Source organism: Flavobacterium sp. 9 (assembly GCF_002754195.1).
In the GTDB taxonomy this organism is placed as follows: Bacteria; Bacteroidota; Bacteroidia; order Flavobacteriales; family Flavobacteriaceae; genus Flavobacterium.
In genome coordinates this window covers 3,969,120-3,990,004 of record NZ_PEEU01000001.1, presented here as the reverse complement: position 1 = coordinate 3,990,004, position 20,885 = coordinate 3,969,120, and the positions used below count along the sequence as shown (strand labels likewise).

At 32.7% G+C, this 20,885-nt stretch carries 18 protein-coding genes; 9 read left to right on the top strand and 9 right to left on the bottom strand.

Annotated features, from left to right (window positions below; translation table 11 throughout):
• Window positions 1-366: 366 nt before the first annotated feature.
• The 4 genes from CLU81_RS16455 to CLU81_RS16440 all read right to left on the bottom strand — a co-directional run bounded on the left by CLU81_RS16455 (window position 367) and on the right by CLU81_RS16440 (window position 3,499).
• Entirely contained in the window at window positions 367-1,689 is a 1,323-nt protein-coding gene (locus CLU81_RS16455) for a trigger factor (protein ID WP_099710803.1), read from the bottom strand.
• Window positions 1,690-1,807: 118 nt separating this feature from the next.
• Window positions 1,808-2,152 (bottom strand): phage holin family protein, encoded by a 345-nt coding sequence (locus CLU81_RS16450; RefSeq protein WP_099710802.1) that lies wholly within the window; start codon window positions 2,150-2,152, stop codon window positions 1,808-1,810.
• A 45-nt stretch (window positions 2,153-2,197) separates the two neighbouring features.
• Window positions 2,198-2,686, bottom strand: coding sequence for a YdcF family protein (locus tag CLU81_RS16445; protein WP_099710801.1), 489 nt, complete (start codon window positions 2,684-2,686; stop codon window positions 2,198-2,200).
• Between the two features lie 27 nt (window positions 2,687-2,713).
• On the bottom strand, window positions 2,714-3,499 hold the full coding sequence (locus CLU81_RS16440; protein WP_099710800.1) for an alpha/beta fold hydrolase: 786 nt from the start codon (window positions 3,497-3,499) through the stop codon (window positions 2,714-2,716).
• Window positions 3,500-3,720: 221 nt separating this feature from the next.
• On the opposite strand from CLU81_RS16440, the gene CLU81_RS16435 reads away from it, so the two are divergent.
• Window positions 3,721-5,088: a hypothetical protein gene (locus CLU81_RS16435; RefSeq protein WP_099710799.1), complete on the top strand. Its 1,368-nt coding sequence runs from the start codon at window positions 3,721-3,723 to the stop codon at window positions 5,086-5,088.
• A 51-nt stretch (window positions 5,089-5,139) separates the two neighbouring features.
• Here CLU81_RS16435 and CLU81_RS16430 read toward each other — a convergent pair whose 3' ends face one another.
• The 3 genes from CLU81_RS16430 to CLU81_RS16420 all read right to left on the bottom strand — a co-directional run bounded on the left by CLU81_RS16430 (window position 5,140) and on the right by CLU81_RS16420 (window position 9,218).
• Window positions 5,140-5,991, bottom strand: a complete 852-nt coding sequence (locus CLU81_RS16430) for a DUF4249 domain-containing protein (RefSeq protein ID WP_099710798.1) — start codon at window positions 5,989-5,991, stop codon at window positions 5,140-5,142.
• Window positions 5,992-5,994: 3 nt separating this feature from the next.
• Entirely contained in the window at window positions 5,995-8,274 is a 2,280-nt protein-coding gene (locus tag CLU81_RS16425) for a TonB-dependent siderophore receptor (protein WP_099710797.1), read from the bottom strand.
• A 230-nt stretch (window positions 8,275-8,504) separates the two neighbouring features.
• Window positions 8,505-9,218: a pyridoxine 5'-phosphate synthase gene (locus CLU81_RS16420; protein ID WP_099710796.1), complete on the bottom strand. Its 714-nt coding sequence runs from the start codon at window positions 9,216-9,218 to the stop codon at window positions 8,505-8,507.
• Between the two features lie 116 nt (window positions 9,219-9,334).
• Between CLU81_RS16420 and CLU81_RS16415 the strand changes: the two genes are divergently transcribed.
• The 8 genes from CLU81_RS16415 (at window position 9,335) to murI (ending at window position 18,138) form a co-directional block, all read left to right on the top strand.
• Window positions 9,335-9,994: a CBS domain-containing protein gene (locus tag CLU81_RS16415; RefSeq protein WP_099710795.1), complete on the top strand. Its 660-nt coding sequence runs from the start codon at window positions 9,335-9,337 to the stop codon at window positions 9,992-9,994.
• 89 nt (window positions 9,995-10,083) lie between these two features.
• On the top strand, window positions 10,084-10,968 hold the full coding sequence (locus CLU81_RS16410) for an NAD kinase (protein ID WP_099710794.1): 885 nt from the start codon (window positions 10,084-10,086) through the stop codon (window positions 10,966-10,968).
• A 173-nt stretch (window positions 10,969-11,141) separates the two neighbouring features.
• Complete coding sequence (locus CLU81_RS16405) at window positions 11,142-11,831, top strand: DUF6089 family protein (protein WP_099710793.1); 690 nt, start codon at window positions 11,142-11,144, stop codon at window positions 11,829-11,831.
• A 4-nt stretch (window positions 11,832-11,835) separates the two neighbouring features.
• Entirely contained in the window at window positions 11,836-12,576 is a 741-nt protein-coding gene (locus CLU81_RS16400; RefSeq protein ID WP_099712786.1) for an isoprenyl transferase, read from the top strand.
• Window positions 12,509-15,250 (top strand): outer membrane protein assembly factor, encoded by a 2,742-nt coding sequence (locus CLU81_RS16395; RefSeq protein ID WP_099710792.1) that lies wholly within the window; start codon window positions 12,509-12,511, stop codon window positions 15,248-15,250. The genes CLU81_RS16400 and CLU81_RS16395 overlap by 68 nt, the downstream gene beginning before the upstream one ends.
• Before the next feature lie 42 nt (window positions 15,251-15,292).
• Window positions 15,293-16,321 carry an OmpH family outer membrane protein gene (locus CLU81_RS16390; protein ID WP_099710791.1) on the top strand — a complete coding sequence of 343 codons (1,029 nt, stop codon included), beginning with the start codon at window positions 15,293-15,295 and terminating at the stop codon, window positions 16,319-16,321.
• Window positions 16,322-16,336: 15 nt separating this feature from the next.
• On the top strand, window positions 16,337-16,840 hold the full coding sequence (locus CLU81_RS16385; RefSeq protein WP_233209726.1) for an OmpH family outer membrane protein: 504 nt from the start codon (window positions 16,337-16,339) through the stop codon (window positions 16,838-16,840).
• Window positions 16,841-17,358: 518 nt separating this feature from the next.
• On the top strand, window positions 17,359-18,138 hold the full coding sequence (gene murI / locus CLU81_RS16380) for a glutamate racemase (protein WP_099710790.1): 780 nt from the start codon (window positions 17,359-17,361) through the stop codon (window positions 18,136-18,138).
• Between the two features lie 4 nt (window positions 18,139-18,142).
• Here the strand turns inward: murI and CLU81_RS16375 are convergent, their stop codons facing one another.
• Window positions 18,143-19,378, bottom strand: coding sequence for an aromatic hydrocarbon degradation protein (locus CLU81_RS16375; protein WP_099710789.1), 1,236 nt, complete (start codon window positions 19,376-19,378; stop codon window positions 18,143-18,145).
• Window positions 19,379-20,707 (bottom strand): DUF4270 family protein, encoded by a 1,329-nt coding sequence (locus tag CLU81_RS16370; RefSeq protein ID WP_099710788.1) that lies wholly within the window; start codon window positions 20,705-20,707, stop codon window positions 19,379-19,381.
• Between the last annotated feature and the right edge of the window lie 178 nt (window positions 20,708-20,885).

Sequence of the window (20,885 nt, the reverse complement as noted above, 5' to 3'; positions counted from 1 at the left end):
AGTTTTACTTTATTTACTGTATATATTCTTCATCAAAGGTTGTACCTATTTCGAAAGGATGTCAATTTGTCTTATTTTGAAAATTTGTTTCAGGTTTAATTTAATTTCAGGTTTCAAGTTCTCGAACTTGCTTGTAAAATAGCCCAGATAGTAGTGAAAAGCTTTTTGAAATCCGGTTTTTAGTTTTTTTATTCTTGGAAAGCGACTGGAAGAAGCTCTTGCAAGAATTTAAAAAACTTAAACGGAAGAAAAAAAACTTGTAACGGATAGCTGGATTAGCTTCTGAAAAGTAATCAAAATTAATTTAAAACAAAAGAGCGCCAGGAAGTTTTTCCTGACGCTCAAATATACTTATTTTTTTAGAAATTATTCTCCGTATGAAGCGGCAATAAATTCTTCGTAAGTTACTTCTTTAGTTGTTGGATTTGCTTTTTCTTTAAACACTTCTAACAATTTCTCAGCAACTACTTGCTCAGAAAGTCTTTTTACTTCTTCTTGGTTAGATAAAACTCTAGCTACAATTCCCTGAACTTCTTCGTCAGTTGGATTTGTTTGACCAAATTGAGCCATTTGTTGTTTGATTGCGTTTGTTGTAAATGCTTTCAAATCTTCGAATGTAATTTGGATATTGCTTTGAGCCATAGCTTTTCCTTCGATTAATTGAAAACGTAATCCTTTTTCAGATCTTGCGTATTCAACTTCAGCTTCTTCTGCAGAAAGTTTTTTCTCTCCAACAGTTTGTAACCATTTTTTAAGGAATGCAGCCGGTAAATCAAATTTTGTATTTTCGATCAAGAAATCCTGAACGTCTAATAATAATTTTTGATCTGCTTGTTGCGCGAATTGAGCTTCAGCATCTTCTTTAATTTTAGATTTCAAATCTTCTAAAGAAGCTACTTTTCCTTCTCCAAAAAGTTTATCAAAAAGCTCTTGGTTTAATTCAGCCAATTCTGCTCCGTTGATTGCTTCGATAGTAAAGTTTACTTCGATATCTAAACCGTGAACATCATCATGACCAACTTTTAGGTAATCCATTAATTGGTGATCATCTTCGAATAAACCTTTTGTGCTTACAGTAACTACGTCACCAACTTTTTTACCGATGAATTTATCACCTGCTTTTTTGTTGAATGTAGAAACTGAAATTGTAGTTGTATTGTTGATTCCTTTTTCTTCGTTTGCAAAAGTTCCGGTTAAATCTGAATCAGCAACAACTTTATCTTGAGGAATTGCTTTTCCGAATTGTTTTTGGATACGTTCTACTTGTCCGTCGATTAATTTATCATCGGCAGTAACGATATATTTTACGATATTATTTTTTGCTTCTAAATCAATTTCGAAGTTAGGAACTAAACCAATTTCGTATTCGAAAGTTAGTTCTTCAGCATCCCAATCAAAGTTTTCGTTTTCTTTAGCAAGAGGAGTTCCTAAAAGATTTAATCTCTCAGATTGAACAAAACGCTCTAAAGCCAAATCAACTACTTTTTTTACTTCTTCTTGCTTAATTGCTTTTCCGTATTGTTTTTCAACAAGGTCTTTAGGAACTTGTCCTTTTCTAAAACCTTTTACGGTAGCCAATGGCATTTTTTCGTTTATTCTTTTTGCTACCTGACCTTTATAATCCATGTGAACAACGTTTAATACAATCGTTTCATTCACAGCATCTGTTGCTACTCTTTTAATATCCATCTTCTTCTTTAATTTACATAATAAAATTGGGTTGCAAAATTATAAAATTTTTGCAACCCAACCAAGTTTTTAATCTATTGTATTTGAAGACGTTTTAAACACGCTTCCAATATTTATTTTATTTATCGTCTCCTAGTATTTGATAAGTAATAGACTGAAGAATAGACAGTATAATACTAAAGAACAATGCGGTCCAGAAAGTATCTACAGCAAAACCTCCAACTATATTAGTACACAGTAAAATAATAATTGCATTAATCACCAATAAAAACAGACCTAAAGTAATGACTGTTACCGGCAAAGTCAGAATTACCAATATTGGTTTTATAAACAGATTTAATAATCCTAAGACAATTGCAACAATTATTGCAGTTGTAAAACTGGCAACGTGTACGCCCGGCAAGAAGTTCGCAATTAACAAAACCAAGCCCGCAGTAACAAGGAGTCTAAGTAATAATTTCATAAAGTTTCAGTTTAATTTTTTCGTATAAAGTAAAAATACAAAATTTTAATAATACAATCCTTTATTTAAGATTCCATCGATCGCTTTTTTTTCATGCGCCAACAGTTTTTCTTTTTCAACATTGGATATATCATGCTCAACTCCTTTATATTCTATAGTAAAAGACGCTAAGATTTCATCAAAAATTAGCTTTACTCTTTCTACATGATAATCCGAAGTAATCACAACGAGCGAATCCAGATTATGACGCAACATTATTTTCTTTGTCATAACTGCATCTTCAACTGTATTAGCGGACAAAGCAGGTTCTAAAAAACTTTCGTTTTCTACTCCTTTATCCATCAGATATTTCATTGCATAAGTTGCGTGAGAATTTTTAGTTGTATTAAAATGTTCTCCAAAACCACCAGTGCAAATAATATAATTATTCGTTGGATCAAAAATATCCGCACAATAATTCAATCTGTCTAAAGCGGTATAACCCAGACTACCATCTTCTAGATTTGGAGAACCCAGAACAACTAAAGTTTTCATCTTTTGCAATTTTATATTCTGACAAAATCAATAACCTTTATTAATAGGTTGCTCTTTTAAGAACTCAGTCGTTAATTCAAAAAACATTTTAGGATTTTCGGCATGAAGCCAATGTCCTGCATTTGGAATGGTTTCGAACTTAGCTTTTGGAAAATGCTGACGTATGTCATCAAAATCTGCATCTGCAATATATCCTGATGCGCCTCCTCTAATAAATAAGGTTTCTTTTTCGAAAACTAAACCATCAGGCAAAGCTTTTCCGATAGCATCGAGATTATTATTGAAAACTTCAAGATTAAATCTAAATGCCAATTGTCCCGGTTCTTTCCAATATAGGTTTTTCAACAAAAACTGACGTGTTCCAAAATCAGGTACATATTGCGCAACAATTGCTTCAACATCATTTCGACTTGGCTTTACCGAAAAATCTACTGCATTTAAACCTGCCAAAATATCCTGATGATGTTGTTTGTAAAATCTCGGTCCAATATCTGCCACAATCAATTTATCTACAATTTCAGGATGTGTGGTTGCAAAAAGCATTGCTACTTTTCCGCCCATTGAATGTCCTAAAATATCTATTTTGTTTAATTGATTGGCCTGACAATATTCGAAAACGTCTTGTACCATTTCCTCATAACTCCATTCGTCTGAATGAAAACTGCGGCCGTGATTGCGCAAATCTAAAATATGAACCTGAAATCCTGCTTCAACATATTGTCCGGCAAGTGTTTTCCAGTTATCAGACATGCCAAGAAATCCGTGCATGATGATAAATGGTTTTCCTTCGCCTTCTATTTTTGAGTATAACATTTGTATTTGGGTTTTAAAAAACAGATCACAAAGGTAAAAAACTTATCTATCAATCTCTAACAGAACATATTCTATAAGATTGTTTTTTAATCTTACTTTTTATACAAAAAAGTTTATCCTTTTACGGTTTCCCGTATGCTTATTAAATTTTAGCAAAGTATCTTGCGTGCTTAGAAATCGAATCAAAAATTTGATTTAATTCATTAATTAAACACCATACCATGATTAAAAAAATCCTTTTATTATCACTAGTTGTGTCTCAACTAACAATTTCATGTTCTAGTGAAGACAGTCCGGAAAACCAACCAGAAAAACCAACTGCAGAGCAAACATTGGCAGAGCAAATTGCAAATATTGTTAAACAACCTTATTCTAAATTAACTCCGGCTGACCAAAAAATCAAAGTTGAAGTTGAAGCTAATGAAATGTTGGTTCAATTGGACAAATCAAAAAGTTCTGGTGCCATTGAAGCTATTCAAAATTTAGGGCGTTTATTTAGCCTTAAACACATCGATCTTTTTGATGGAAAAAGTGACAACGGAGTAGAAGAAGTTTTAAACATTTCTGGTGTTTACGGTATTTATACTTGGGATAATACTAACAAAACATGGATAAAAACAGCTTCAACAACTGAATTAAAATTTGTTTTTCCTGCAAAAGCATCTCAAACTGCAAACAATGCAATATTAACATCAAAAAGTACTTCTTCTGATATAAAATTTTCTAATACAGATACTTATGGAGAATGGAACTACAATAACGAAACACAACAATGGGAAAACACTCCTTCTGTAGTTGATTGGTTTTACTTACCAACTTCTGTAGATGCAGTTTTAACAATTGACGGAACTCAGTCTGCTACTTTAGCTTCAACTGCAAAATATTCATCTAAAAACAAATCTCCTGAAGAGTATACTTATAAAGTTACTTTGAATGATGGTTATACTTGGGAAATGAATGGTAAAAAAGCAGCTGAATCTACTTCAAAAGCATCTTTTACTTATAATGGTAAAAATCTAATCGAATTTAATGTAGGAAGTACGGCTGATATCGATAATTTAATCAATACACCAGAACTTAATCAATACAAAGGAAAAGCTAATGGTTTGGTTAAAATCATGGACAACTTTGTTATTGTAAGTGAAGCTGACCTTGTTAATTTAGGAATTGACAGTGAAAATTTAGAAAAAAGTTTAGTTGACGTTGACTTTGATAACAAAGACTACTATACAAATGAGAACAGTAATAATTTAAAATATTCTCAAGGTACTGCTGCTAGTTTAAATAAAAACATAAAAGCAATTTTAGCATCTAAAAAAGATGGAACTAAAATAGCTGATGTTGTTGTACATTCAGAAGCTGATGGAAGTTATAATCCTCCTCAAAAATGGGTTGTAGATGCTACTGATTCTAATGGTGGTTACTGGACTTATGATGAGAACTCAACAATCGAAGTTAAATATTACACTGAAGTATATTATTTAAAATTCAATGATAATACAGAAGTTGCAATGAGTGTATATTTTTCAAAAGGATTTGAAAATCTAAACACAAAATTTAAAGACTTTTATACTTCTTTCAAGAAATAAAAATCTTTTATAAAACTACTTAAAGCCGATTTGAAATCATTCAAATCGGCTTTATTTTTTTGGAGGTGTTTTTACCACTAAAGTGCTTTGACCATATCCTGCCCAAATACCAATTCCGCCCTTTATATTGGATTTTAAACTTGCATTTGCAGGATATATTGGATTTTTACTATTTACAATTTCGTTTTGCCAACTGTTCCAGAAATCTAACGCGTCTTTATTTTGCGTCCTTAGTTTTACATGAATCAAATCTCCATCAGCAAAATAAGGTGTGAATTTTGTTTTTGGAAAAAGTAAAACTCCTCGATTTATTTGTACCGAAACTTCAGGTTTAGTAAAGTTTTTATCATCTAAATTACCATAAAACGAAGGAACAAAAATAGGCTCTTCAACATCGATTTTTGTGGCGATCTGATAGTAGTTTTTTTCATCTAAAGGATCATCAAATTTTACAAAAATATATCCTGTAGTATCTGTAGCAATCTTTTTAATATACTCAGCACTTTTGAGTTTAACGCTTTTTGGAATTTTGGTTATCGCCGTCACAATTCTATTTAAATATTCAATTTTAAGCGAATATTCTTTTCCGGCTTCTCCTTTTAATGTTGATCCAAAATATACAAATGGAGGCACTCTGTTTTTATCATTTTTAACTCTTAAAACTTCTGATGTCTGACCATCAGAAATCGTGATTTTTGCAGATCTGATCACGTGACTCAAAACATTTGTCGAATCAATAACACCTGTAACCGGAATACTGCTCGATAACAAAACCTGAGCATAATCTCCTTCTTCTATCCAGCCTTCAACAACAACTTTAGATTCCAGATTTTGCTCGCTAAAATCATCTTTAGAACAGCTTGTTAGTATTAGAGCAAAAAGAAATAGTATATATTTTTTCATGTTTTAAAATTTAAATCTCCAGCTTATTGAAGGTAATATTCGGTACAAAACTTTCTCTTCTTGTTTTACAACCACACTATTTTTATCTTTATTTACCTGAACATTCAGTACCACATAAATTGGATTACTAATATTAAAAGTATTGTAGATCGAAAAATTCAAAGCACTTTCTTTTTTATTCGTTTTTACGAAAAAATAATTTACCGAAAGATCTGTTCTGATATAATTTGGCATTTGCGCATTGTTATATCCTGAATATTCTTTGACTGGATTATTATTAATAAAGTACCATGACGTTGGCATTGTAAATCGGTTTCCGGAACTAAATATTTGTGTTACGCCAAAATTCCATTTTGAATTCAAATCGTACATTCCAACTAATGAAAGGTTATGACGACGATCGTATTTCGCAAAATAAGTATTCCCATTATTCAGTTCGTCAAAATTTCTATCTGACCAACTTAAAGTATAACTTAGCCAACCCGTGAATTTTCCGTTGCTTTTTTTCAACATCATTTCAAATCCGTATGCTTTTCCTTTTCCAACTAATAGATCGTTCTTTAGCGTTGTGGTTTCGTTAAACTGGGTAATTCCATAAGGATATTCCAGTAAATCTTTCATTGAGCGATAAAATCCCCCAAACGAAGAACTAAAGTTTCTCGAAATATTTTGATTTGAACCAATCGAAAATTCGTTTGATGATTGTGGTTTTATTCCGTCTGAACTTGCAATCCAGAAATCTGTCGGAATTCCAACACTCGAAGTCGTAATCAGGCTTAAATATTGATATTGTTTATTATAAGAAGCATAAAACGAATATTTGTCATTTGGATAATAATTCAACACAACACGAGGCTGAAAATGTAAATATGAATCCTTAGATCCTGAAGTATAATAATTGATTCTAAGTCCTAATTCTGCAATCAAGTTCTCAAATATCTTTGGTTTTGCCGTTGTAAAAACAGCTGCTTCATTGGCATTAATTATACTATTTTGAGATGTATTATTGTTGGTTGTCAGATTTTCGACATTTACTTTTTGAGGTTGTAAATCGTGATATACATAATGTAAACCTGATTCAAAAGGAATATTCTTAACGAAATAACGAACTGAATTTGCAAACCCAAAATCCTTTACATAAGAAGAAACGCTAAACTGAATTGTAGCTTGTTCCATATCCAAATCATTAGAATACTGACTGAAATAAACCGAATTTGACATGCTTACTTTAGGCGAAAACGTAGTTACTAAAGTTGGAGAAACTATAAAATTACTCCATTTTAAATTGGTTCTTAAAGCCAGATTTCCATCTTTGACTTTTAGTTCGTCTCCGCTAATAAAAGCATCGATAGAAAATAGATTCTTTTTTGAAATTTGAGAAAGAAAGGTAATATTTCCGTCTGAAAATCCATATTTCATATCCTGAACATCACTATTATTTGAGCTTGATGTCAATAATGGCGAGACAATTTCATCAATATAGGTTTTTCGCCCGGAGATATAAAATCCCGAATTATTAGTTACCGGAACCGCCAGACTTAGTTGTGATGCCAGAATCCCCACATTTCCTTGTATTCCAAATTCTGATGGTATTTTTTTATTGGGAATCAAAAGCGTAGTTGAACTTAAACGTCCGCCATATTTTGCATTTGAACTGGATTTATCAAATTCTACTTCCTTAATATGATCCGTGTTATAAAAAGGAAAAATACCTAATAAATGCGACATTCCATATACGGGAGTTCCGTTGTACAAAATGGCATTATGTCCGGGATCTCCGCCTCTTACATATAAATATCCGTTTGCGTCTCCGGAATTCTGAACTCCCGGCGTTAATTGCAAAAGCTTGATAATATCTGTGGTTCCTAAAACAGTTGGAACAGAAGACAATTCTTTTAGATTGAAAGATAATTTTCCGCCGGACAAAGTCGTAACTCCGCTTTTCTTGTCATTTGCGATGATAACTTCTTTTAACTGCGAAATATCTTTTTCTAAGACTATCGAAATTACAGTGTCTTTTGCAAAATCAAAATGGATCGATTTTTTAAGATATCCTAATTGGCTAATCGCTATTTCGACTTTGCCTAAGGGAATATTTTGCGAAAAATGTCCAATAGAATCTGATATTGTGTAGCAATTCTGATTGTTTGTATTGAAAGAAATACTTGCACCAACAAGGTTTTCGTTTTCGGGAGATTTTATGTTTCCAATTATAGTGGCTTTAGATTGCGCAAATACATTGGAAAAACAGAACAAAAAAAGGATAATTATTGATTTTGGCACTTGATTTTAATAAGAAAAGTGCGAAAATAAGCAATTATAAATCAATTTTTTGTCGAAGTAAATATTTTATTTTTTATTTGGAATTTGCGCCTTAAAAAGCTCATTATTACCACGATGTTGCATGAGGGATAGCAGTGGAAATCCTTTTGTTTTTTTCTTTAAAAAACAAAAGATTGAAACGAATAGCCCGACCCGCTTTTTCTGCGGGTCATGCCCTACTCCTTTTTATATTACTTTAATTTATTCAAATACATATTCACCACATTATCTAATCCAAGATAAAGCGCTTCTGAAATTAATGCGTGACCGATAGAAACTTCTAATAATCCCGGTATGTTTTGATTGAAAAACTGAACATTGTCTAAACTTAAATCGTGTCCAGCGTTAATTCCTAATCCTAATTCATTTGCCAGTTTTGCAGCTTCGACATAAGGATCGATTCCGTTTTTATTTCCCAAACTATATTGATGTGCAAAAGCTTCGGTATATAATTCGATTCTGTCAGTTCCTGTTTTTTTGGCGCCTTCGATAATTTCTAAAACCGGATCTACGAAAATCGAAGTTCTGATTCCGTTGCGTTTGAATTCCTGAACAACTTCGATTAAATACGCTTCATTTTTAATTGTATCCCAACCTGCAGAAGAAGTAATCGCTCCAATTGCATCAGGAACTAAAGTTACTTGCGTTGGTTTACATTCTAATACTAAATCGATAAAATTATGCTGCGGATTTCCTTCAATATTATATTCGGTATGTACGATCGCTTTTAAATCACGTGCATCCTGATAACGAATGTGACGCTCGTCCGGACGAGGATGAATGGTAATTCCCTGTGCTCCGAAATTCTGAATATCTGTAGCTACTTTTAGTAAATCAGGGACATTTCCGCCACGTGCATTTCTTAAGGTTGCAATTTTATTGATATTTACACTTAACTTTGTCATATAAATAGATAATTAATTCTAGTAACACTATATTTGTTACGACAAAAATACAAAGTAAAACGTAGCAGTTTTTGCTATTTTTTGATTATTTTGCATCAAATATCTTCAATTGATTTATGACAGAAATTACGAATTATATCACCAATGATTTCAGAGCGATTGATAGTCAGGAAACGATAGCATCTGTTCAGGACTTTTTTGCGGATTTGAATTTTTCGCATTTTCCGGTTTTGGAGAACGGAATTTTCATTGGAAGTATCGCTTCTGACGATGTTGAAACTTTTGACACGGATAAAAAAGCGATCGATTATAAATATACTCTGGAACGTTTTTTTGCCAGAAAATCGATGCTTTGGCTGGATGTTTTGGAAGTTTTTGCCAAAAATCACACCAATGTAATCCCGGTTCTTGACGAAAATAACAGCTATATTGGCTATTATGAAATGGAAGATATCATGAAATTTTTTCAGGAAACTCCATTTTTAAAAGAACAAGGCGGAATAATTATTGTCCAAAAAGGCCTTTTAGATTATTCTATGGGTCAGGTTACTCAAATTGTTGAGAGTAATAATGGTAAAATCTTAGGCTGTTTTATATCTGAAGCTGATTTGGAAAATGTTCAAATCACGATAAAAATTGGCGTTGGACCAATGAACGAAATCATTCAAACTTTTAGACGCTACAATTACGAAATTATCTCAGAACATCAGGAAGACGCTTATATTAATAGCTTAAAAGAACGTTCAGACTACTTAGACAAGTATCTTAATATATAGATTATATGTTGAATCGGTTAATTGTTTAATCGTTTTGACGAAGAAAATTAACGATTAAACAATTAAACAAAAAATCGATTAAACACCAGATGAAAGTAGCCATATACGGACAGTATTATCAAAACAGTACGGAACCTATTATTAAGGACATTTTTTTATTCTTCAATTCCAATAATGTTGAAATGGTAATTGAAGAAAATTTCCTAAAAATGCTTCACGAAAAACAACTCGTTGACAATCAATACGAGACTTTTTCGGCTAGTACGTCTTTAGACAATAGTTTTGAAATGCTAATTAGTATTGGCGGTGACGGAACCATTTTGAGAGCTGCAACTTTAGTTCGTGATTCTGGCGTGCCTATTTTAGGAATCAATGCGGGAAGGCTAGGTTTTCTGGCTACTGTTCAAAAAGAAAACATTGATAGCTTTTTGCAATTTGTGATCGATAAAAATTACACTACTTCCGAAAGAACTTTATTAAGCCTGACTTGCGATCCAAAAAACGAAGCTATTGAAGATTTGAATTTTGCGATGAACGAAGTTACCGTGAGCAGAAAAGATACTACATCGATGGTGACTATTGAAACGTATCTAAACGATGAATATCTAAATTCTTATTGGGCAGACGGTTTAATCATCTCAACTCCTACGGGTTCTACAGGATATTCTTTGAGTTGTGGCGGTCCATTATTAACTCCGGATGTCAAAAGCTTAGTAATAACGCCAATTGCTCCTCATAACTTAACCGCAAGACCTCTTGTTATTCCTGATGATACCGAAGTTAAACTTCGCGTTTCAGGTCGAGAAGATCAATATTTAGTTTCATTGGATTCCAGAATAGCTTCTGTAAAAAATGAATCAATTTTGACAATAACAAAGACAAACTTTAAAATAAAAATGGTAGAGATTCCTGGCGAAACTTTCCTGAAAACACTTAGAAATAAGCTACTTTGGGGAGAGGACAAAAGAAACTAAGTCCTTTTCTGACATCTCACTATACGATAATACTACTTTTTCTCGTTCTGCATGTATCGAATCTTCATTAAATGTCTGAAATTCATATCGTAAATTTAAAAAAAAGCACATTTAACTAAAGCAACGTTGATTCGTATCGATAATTATTATATTTGCACGCAATTTTGAATTAAATGAAGAAAATTTTTAATTTATTGTTATGTTTTTTCCCCTTTATTACACTAAATGCTCAGATCAATGAGATTGGTGTATTTCTTGGCGGAAGTAACTTTGTTGGAGACGTAGGAAGTACAACCTATATTGCTCCCGAGAAACTGGCTTTTGGTGTTTTATACAAGTGGAACAAGAGTCCTCGCCATTCTTATCGCTTTTCTTATACACAGTCATCTGTTATTGGAAATGATTACGATTCAAAAGAAACAGGACGAAATAAAAGAGGCTATAGTTTTGAAAATACTATACAAGAGTTATCTGCAGGTTTAGAATTTAATTTTTTTGATTTTAATTTACATGATTATCATCCAAAAGTTACTCCTTATATATATTCAGGATTAAGTTACTTTAGGTATGATCAATTGTATCGACAAGTATCCAATCCAAATATAACGCAATCCCAAAGATCCGGCTCATTTGCTATACCTATTATATTAGGTGTAAAATCGAATATAGATCCACATTGGGTTTTAGGCGCTGAAGTTGGAGTTCGCTACACTTTTACAGACGATATTGACGGAAGTAATCCTAATACAAGTAACACGAATATAAAGAAATTCGGGAATTTAAATAATAATGACTGGTATGTCTTTTCAGGTATCACTTTAACCTATACCTTTGGACAAAAACCTTGCTATTGCGCATATTAATAAAATGAATTTACTAGACTCTATAGATCAAACCAACTTACCCAAACATTTGGCCATTATTATGGACGGAAATGGTCGTTGGGCTAAACAACAAGGCTTCTTAAGAGCTTTTGGCCACGAAAACGGAACTAAATCTGTCAAAAAAACAATTACAACTTGCGCCAAACTAGGTATTGAGTATCTTACCTTATATGCTTTTTCTACAGAAAACTGGAATCGTCCAAAACTGGAGGTTGAAGCTCTAATGAAAATACTGATCAATTCCCTAAAAAAAGAGTTAGTTACTTTACAAGAAAACAACATAAGATTGAATGCAATTGGTAATCTTGAGAAATTACCAAAATCTGCTCAAAAAGAACTTCTTGATGTAATTGATAAAACCAAAAACAATACGCGTCTCACGCTAACACTGGCTTTAAGTTACGGATCAAGAGAAGAATTGGTAAATGCCGTTAGAATCATCAGTGATAAAGTTAAAAATAATATAATTTCAATAGACACTATTGACGATTCAATTATAAATGAGCATCTTTACACGCAAAATTTACCTGACGTAGATTTATTAATACGAACAAGTGGAGAACATAGAATAAGTAATTTTTTGCTATGGCAAATAGCCTATGCAGAATTATATTTTACTAATGTCTTGTGGCCAGACTTTAAAGATCAAGATTTATATGAGGCTATTATTAGTTATCAAAAAAGAGAACGTAGATTTGGAAAAACCAGTGAACAAATTAAATAATTTTTTAGTGTTACAAAAAAGAGTACAAATAGCCCTTACCCTACTTCTTTTGGGTAGTTTTTCACAAATAAAAGCACAAGATAGAGTTCCTTTTGATCAAGGAAAAAAATATATTCTTGCTAAAGTTTCTGTTGTTGGTAAAATAAGCTTCAATGAACAAACCGTAGTTACCTTTTCAGGCCTTCAAAAAGGACAGGAAATAACCGTACCTGGTGAAGAAATCAGTGGCGCTATTAAAAAATTAGGTAAACTTGGTCTTTTCGACGAAATTGCCTTCTATATTAATAAGGTAGAAAACGATAGTATTTATTTAGATTTAAATATCGTCGAACTACCTAAACTAAATGAAGTAAAATTTGTTGGTATTAAGAAAAGTAAAGTCGAAGGATTAATTAAAGACAACAACTTAACGAAAAGTAAAATTGTTAACGAGAATTTAATTACTACCACTAAAAATTATATCGAAAACAAATACAAAAAAGACGGTTTTTATAATACCAAAGTTACAATTACCACTACTCCGGATACTATAAACGGACACCAGGTTAATATGCTCGTTCGGGTTGACAAAGGTGACAAAGTAAAAATAAGCAGCATTGATTTCACTGGCAATAAGCAACTTACAGACTCACAGTTAAGAGGCGCAATGAAAGACACAAAGCAAAAAAACGTGTTTCGCGTTTTAAAAGCTTCAAAATTTATTCCTGAAAAATACAAAACTGACTTAGAAAAAGTCGTTTCTTCTTATAAAGAAAAAGGATATCGTGATGCACGTATCATCTATGATTCTGTTACTTACGACAAGAAGAAGAATATGCTTGCCATCAAAATTAATGTAGAAGAAGGAAATAAATATTACTTCGGAAATATTAAGTTTTTAGGGAATACCGTTTACTCAGATCAATTATTAAATCGTTATTTAGGAATTAAAAAAGGTGAAACCTATAATGGTGTTTTACTTGAAAAAAGAATTGCTGATAAATCAAAACCAGACGCTGAAGATATAACAAACTTATACCAAAACAACGGTTACTTGTTTTCTAACATTAATGCAGTAGAGGTAAAAACAGTAAACGACACAATTGATTTTGAAATTAGAGTTACTGAAGGGCCTATTGCTTATTTCAATAAAATATCTGTTGTTGGAAACGACAAAACAAATGACCACGTAATTTATCGTGAATTAAGAACTAAGCCAGGAGAAAAATATAGTAAAGAGCAATTAGTTAGAACTATTCGTGAGATTGGACAATTAGGATTCTTTGATCCTGAAGCAATCGAACCAAAATTCAAAAACGTAGATGCCGGAGCCGGAACTGTAGATATTGAATACAATGTTGTAGAAAAAGGATCTAGCCAGGTTGAGCTTCAAGGAGGTTACGGTGGTGGAGGTTTCATTGGTACCTTAGGACTATCTTTTAATAACTTTTCTGCAAGAAAACTTTTTGATAAAGAAGCTTACAAGCCTTTACCAATGGGAGATGGACAAAAAGTAGCACTTCGTTTACAAGGAAGTACTTATTTCCAAACGTACAGTTTATCGTTTTCTGAACCATGGTTTGGAGGAAAAAAACCAGTACAATTTAGTTCGTCTATTTCATATAGTAAACAATTTCTTAATAATTATGTCACCAGAAGTGTTGACAAAAGCAAAAGTTTTAATATTTTTACCATTCAAGTTGGTTTAGCAAAAAGACTAACAGTGCCGGATGATTATTTTGTATTGTCTCAATCTGTAAGTTACCAACATTATGATTTGAATAATTACAACACTGGTTTGTTTACCTTTGGTAATGGAGCATCAAGAAACTTAGCATACACAATTGGTCTTTCGAGAAGTAATAAAGGGGTTAACCCGATCTTCCCGACATACGGTTCTGAATTTAGTGTTTCTGCAAAAATTACGCCGCCATACTCTTTATTTAATGGTATAGACTATGGAGATTTGGCAAATGAAAAAGAATATAAAGCAAGGTGGACTGGAGAATCAGGTTATGGTGCAGACCAAAAACCATTAAGAAACGGGGATTACATTAAGGCGACAACTGCCGGAACTGTAAGTGTTGGATCTGATTTTGCAAGTGCAGATACTGATCAAGGTAAAGTGGATCAGAAAAGATATAACTGGTTAGAATATTATAAAATTAAATTTAAAGCTGATTGGTATACTAAAGTGTATGGTAAATTAGTTTTAAGAACACTGACTGAGTTTGGCTTCTTAGGAGCTTATGATCAGGCAAGAGGAGTTGTACCATTTGAACGTTTCTATTTAGGAGGAGACGGAATGGCTCAATACTCAATGGATGGTAGAGAAACAATAGGATTAAGAGGGTACAAAAATAGCTCTTTGACTCCTGTAAATACTAACGGAGATCAAATTGGGGCAACGATTTATAACAAATTCTCTTTAGAATTACGTTATCCAATTACATTAAAATCGTCAGCATCTATATATGCATTAACGTTTTTAGAAGCTGGATCATCATATCCAACGTTTAAAGATTACAACCCATTTGATTTATACCGTTCAGCTGGTGCTGGTTTACGTGTATTTATGCCGGCATTTGGATTGTTAGGTATTGATTTCGGATACGGATTTGATGCGGCACCAGGAATGCCAAGTAATAAACCAAATGGTTGGGAGACACACTTTATCATAGGACAACAGTTCTAGATAAATTAAAATTGGTTAAAAATTTCCAAATAAAGTAATGTTATGAGAAAACAGTTTTTATTTATATTTTTAGCCTTGATTGTAGCTAATACAAGTCAGGCACAAGGAAAAACGACAAGGATTGGCTACATCGACATGGAATACATTTTGGAAAACGTTTCTGATTATAAAGAAGCGAAAGCCCAATTAGAGCTAAAAGCTCAAAAATGGAAACAAGAAATAGAAGCTAAGAAGTTAAACATCAATACTCTTAAGGAAAGTCTTAAAGCCGAAAAAGCTTTACTTACTAAAGAACTAATTGATGAAAGAGAAACTGAGATCAAATTTCTTGAAACCGAAATGTTGGATTATCAACAAAAGCAATTTGGTGCTGATGGAAATTTAATGCACCAAAAAATGGCGCTGGCAAAGCCAATACAAGATCAGGTTTTTACAGCTGTTCAGGATATTGCTGAAGCTAAGAATTATGATTTTGTATTTGATAAATCATCGGATTTAACAATGCTTTTTAGCAACAAAAGATTCGATATTAGCGATCAGGTTTTGCGTATTTTAAACAGAACTGATAAACGCGAACAATTGACTAAAAAACAATTGAAAGATCAGGAAGCTAAAGAAAGTAAAGAAAATGCTATAGATGAAAGTCCTGCATTGCAAGACAGACAAAAAGTATTAGACGAAAAGAAAGCTGCCAGAGATAAACTAATTGAAGACAGAAGATTAGAACAGGAAGCTAAGAAAAAAGAATACGACGACAGAAGAAAAGCCATACAAGCTGAAAGAGAAGCTAAAAAGAATGGCACGGTTTCTGAAACAGCAAAAACAACTGAGGCTGCCAAAACAGATGCTACAGGAAAAACTGTAACACCACCAGCAGCGGCAGGAACAGCAACCGGAACTGAAGCCGCTCCGACAACACCAGCGGTTGATAAAGCAGCAGAAAGACAAAAACTTTACGAACAGCGTAAAAAAGAATTAGAGGAAAAGAGAAAGAAAATCTTAGAGGAAAGAGAAGCGGCTAAAAAAGCAAAAGAAGCCGAAACACAGAAAACAAATACGACCAATAATTAATTAATATTTTTAAAAATGATGAAACAAATCAAAACTTTACTAATTGCTGCCATTTTAGTTTTAGGAGCAAGTAACACAATTAACGCACAAGCTAAGGTAGCTCATGTTGATGTTAGCGAGATTATGTCGAAAATGCCTGCAATGCTAGATGCTCAAAACCAATTACAAAAATTAAGCGGTACATATGATGCAGAATACAAAAAAATGGTTGACGAATATCAAGTAAAAATCAAAAAGTACGAGGCTGAAGCTGCTACAGTAACTGATGCTGTAAACGGAGAGCGTTCTAAAGAAGTTCAAGACATGCAAAAAAGAATTGTTGACTATAGAGACAATGCACAAAAAGAACTACAACAAAAAGAAACTGATATCGTAAAACCATTAATGGAAAAAGTAAGAGCTTCTATCCAAAAAGTTGGAAAAGCTAAAGGTTTCCAATATGTTCTTGACGGTTCTACTTTATTATTAGCTGATGGTCCAAACATTACTGCTGATGTTAAGAAAGACTTAGGATTCTAAGAAACAAATCACATTATAAAAAATGGCTCAAATTTTAAAGTTTGAGCCATTTTTTTTGTCTTTATAAATTTCCCACATCACTTTGTTAACGATAAATTCTTCGTTAATACATTCAGATATCGTCAAATAACAATACTGTTTCAAAGGTTGTGACTATCTTTTTTAACTGGTGTATTTCATATTTAGCGAATAAAAAAAGGAGCTTTTAAGCTCCTTTTTTTATTATACTTTTTTCTAGATTGACGGACATAATTCCGTTGTTGGGACACAATCCCAAATCGGAAGACCGTTACTACCAGTACCAAGATAGCATATCTTACCAACTGGACAATCTGGAAATTTTCCACCATTAATACTTTTAAGCTCATCTTTTGTTAATCTCTCGCAATTTTTGACAAATTTCATAGTTATAATTGTTTTAAGGTTGAATGTAAATATAGTACTTTTTTTACATTTAAATAACTCAATTATTTAAATTCCTGATTGTAGAAAATCTTAGAAATATGTAACTTTGTAATATGACGAACAACAATCCTATAGGCGTTTTTGATTCCGGTATTGGAGGAACTTCCATCTGGAACGCCATCCACGAACTACTTCCAAACGAAAAAACCATCTATTTAGCGGATAGCAAAAATGCTCCTTATGGTCAAAGAACCAAAGAAGAAATCGTTGCATTAAGCAAAAAAAATGTTGATTTTCTACTAGAACAAAATTGTAAAATCATTGTTGTTGCATGTAACACTGCCACAACAAATGCTATTCGGGAACTCCGTGCGGAATATGATGTTCCGTTTATAGGAATTGAGCCTGCAATAAAACCTGCAGCCAATAATTCAAAAACACAAGTAATTGGTATTCTTGCTACAAAAGGAACGCTGAATAGCGAGTTGTTTAATAAAACTGCTGAGATGTTTCAGCATACTACAATAATTGAGCAAGTTGGTCACGGACTTGTACAACTTATCGAAGATGGGAATCTAAATTCTCCGGAAATGACTCAATTGTTAGAATCCTATTTACAACCTATGATTGACGCCAATATTGACTATTTGGTATTAGGTTGTAGCCATTATCCGTATTTGATTCCGCAAATAAAAAAAATCCTTCCGGAACATATTCAAATTATAGATTCCGGAGAGGCTGTTGCAAGACAAACGCAAAATGTCTTACGTGAAAAAGTAGGCTTTACAGATACTCAAAATAACGACGAACCAATATTTTATGTCAATTCAAATCCTGATGTTTTAAAATCGATTTTAGATTATAAATATCCGGTAATCGAAAAAGATTTTTAAGCTTCTACTCTATTTTTCGCTTGACGAACCAAATTCCGTCTAAAGATAAATTCAGGGATAACTTATGGTAATTTTCTTTTATTAGATTATCTGCGATTCTTCCTTTTTGTCCATAGGAATAAGAAATATTAACTGCGGAAAAAGTATTTTCGATTGGCAGCGAAATCCCAAAAGAGATCGCGGCATTATTGACCCTTTTTCCGTCGATTTCAAGATAACCGGTATCAAAGTTCAAACCTGTTGAATATTGAACGCTATCCCAATATTTCCTGACATTTTTTCTGCGACTATAACTAAAACCCATTGCAAATCTGTCCTGGTTCACAAAATCTCCATATAATTCAGGTTGATTTGTATCATTCCACAAACTCTTTTCATAATCAAGCGTCATGTTTAGATTATTCTTAAAGCGTTTACTAATACCTATCCCCATTTCCAAAGGCATATAATAATCATCTAAATCTGATGCTACATTCGATTCTATACTGGTTGCAACATTATTTGTAATTGTTTGAACTGATTGAACTTTAGAGGCATTAATTTGAGTTGGCAACTTAAAAGTTGTAGCAATTGTAAGCGTTGAATCAATTTTATACTGGGCTCCAAATGTGGCCCGCAAACCATTATAATTTGTTTTTTTACTTAACGTTGTAATTGAATTTGCGATTAAAAAACTTCTGTCATCGGTAGTACTTCCAAATAAAACGGCGGCAGATACTCCAAGTGACAATTTTTTTCCGAATCGATATCCATATGAAAAATCAAAATTATTTAATCCGCCAGAACCTGCCGCGGTTAAATAATAGAATTCCTGACTGTCTGAAATTGGCAATTTTAAATTTGAAATTTTAAATGCTGAACTTGAATAAGGGCGCAGTGCTGCACTAAATCCGGAGTTTTTAGTCACAGGAAATGCAAAAGCAATATGCGAGAATTGAAAATTATTTCGCTTTTCGCTTCTTGAACCACTCTGGTAGGTTGTTGCAATAGCCTTGCCACCTATATCAAACATAAAATGATTTTGAGGCAAATAACCTAGTGAGGCCGGGTTTAGGTTATTAATAAAAGTATCTGAAGGTAATGCCATACCAGAGGATCCAATTGAGGGAAGCGAACCAAAATCTGAATCGTATAAACTTCCAACTCCATATAATGAATAAGGAGAACTCGAAATACTTTGAGCAAATGAAGTCAACGACATTAAAATGGCGCCACTTAAATAAACTATTCTATTTTTCATTTAATAAGAGATGTAATAAATTTTCAATTGAATTTTATTGTTCAAATGTTTTTGATCTCCTAAAACAACTCTGTTGACTGCTTTAGAAAGTGCGGGTAAAGTAAGAATCAAACAAGATCTTGAATCAGTCGGTTTGAGCATTTCTTTTTGTAGAAAGCCTCCAATAGGAATTGTATAACCAATATTTTCGTTAAACTCATCGGTTTTTTTGTTTAAAATTCCATACACTGATTTACTTTCAGAATTCAATAAAGTGCCACTAATTCTATTTAAATTATCGGCTACATAAACACTTAAGGAATCTGATAAAGGATATTTGTCTGAATAGGAATTATTGACTGGTTTTAAAAGCAATTCGGCGGCAACAATTGCTCCATTATCTGAGATATGTTTAAACTGCTTTATATTGGGAAAATCGATTCTACAAGAAACTCCTGTTCCGGATTGAATAAATCCCTGATGCTCGGTTAAAGAACTTGCCAGCTTGCTTGTTGGAACAGATAAATTCTGAAGCAAAGTACCTGATTTATCAGACGAGATGGAGTTAAACTGCTTTGTCTTGTCAAGTATAGTAAAATCTAAAATATAAGGTGTTTCTTCAGTGTCTGCCTGATATTTGGAATAATACAATCTGACTTTGCTTGTACTTGCACTAAAACCTATCACACTTGAAGAATTAGAAGATGAAGGCACTAAAACAAATCCTTTTAAATATTCTGTGAAAGTGTCAAAATCTGTGACTTCTCTTTTCTTTAATTTTTGAAAAAGTTCTGCACCAAATGCATCGCTCATTTTAATATTAATAGAATCTTTCTCGATTGGTCGCGGCTTATACGAAATTGTTCCAAGACTTTCCGGACTATAATTTAATTTTGAATTATTATAGAAATTATTATCCTCAGTATTAGGTTTAACTTTCTGGATCAAACGATGAATATCAAATGTCTGCACTTTTGTAGTGTCTCCAAAATAATAGTTATCATATTTTAGAATCATCGAAATAGAATCAAAGACATATTTGATTGCCTCTGTATCTGAACCACTATTATTTAAAGCATATGTGTTAGTTGATAATTGAAAATAACTATCGGACTTTATTTTTCCAAAAAGAGGATCATCATAATTTCCTATCAAAATTCGGCTTTGAGTAGAAGTTATAAGCGAATCTAAATTTATTGTAGACATCTCGACCGTAAGCGTATCTACGAGAATAACTTTATTATTTAGTGCCAAATAATCTGACCCCACAACAAACTCACCCGTATCTGTATCTGTACCACACGAAATTAGCGATAACGCAAAAAAGAACATCAATATAAACTTGTGCATAATCAATTTTTTGAACAAATATAAAATGGACTCTTCTGCACAACACTATAACATATACCGTCACGCGTTTTTAGCCTATAAATGGTAAAAAAACATCTATAACACATTATTACCATCAAATACTTCATTCAGCCTTAAAAAGGGGCGTTTAGTCTATCGAAAAGTGTCATACATATAT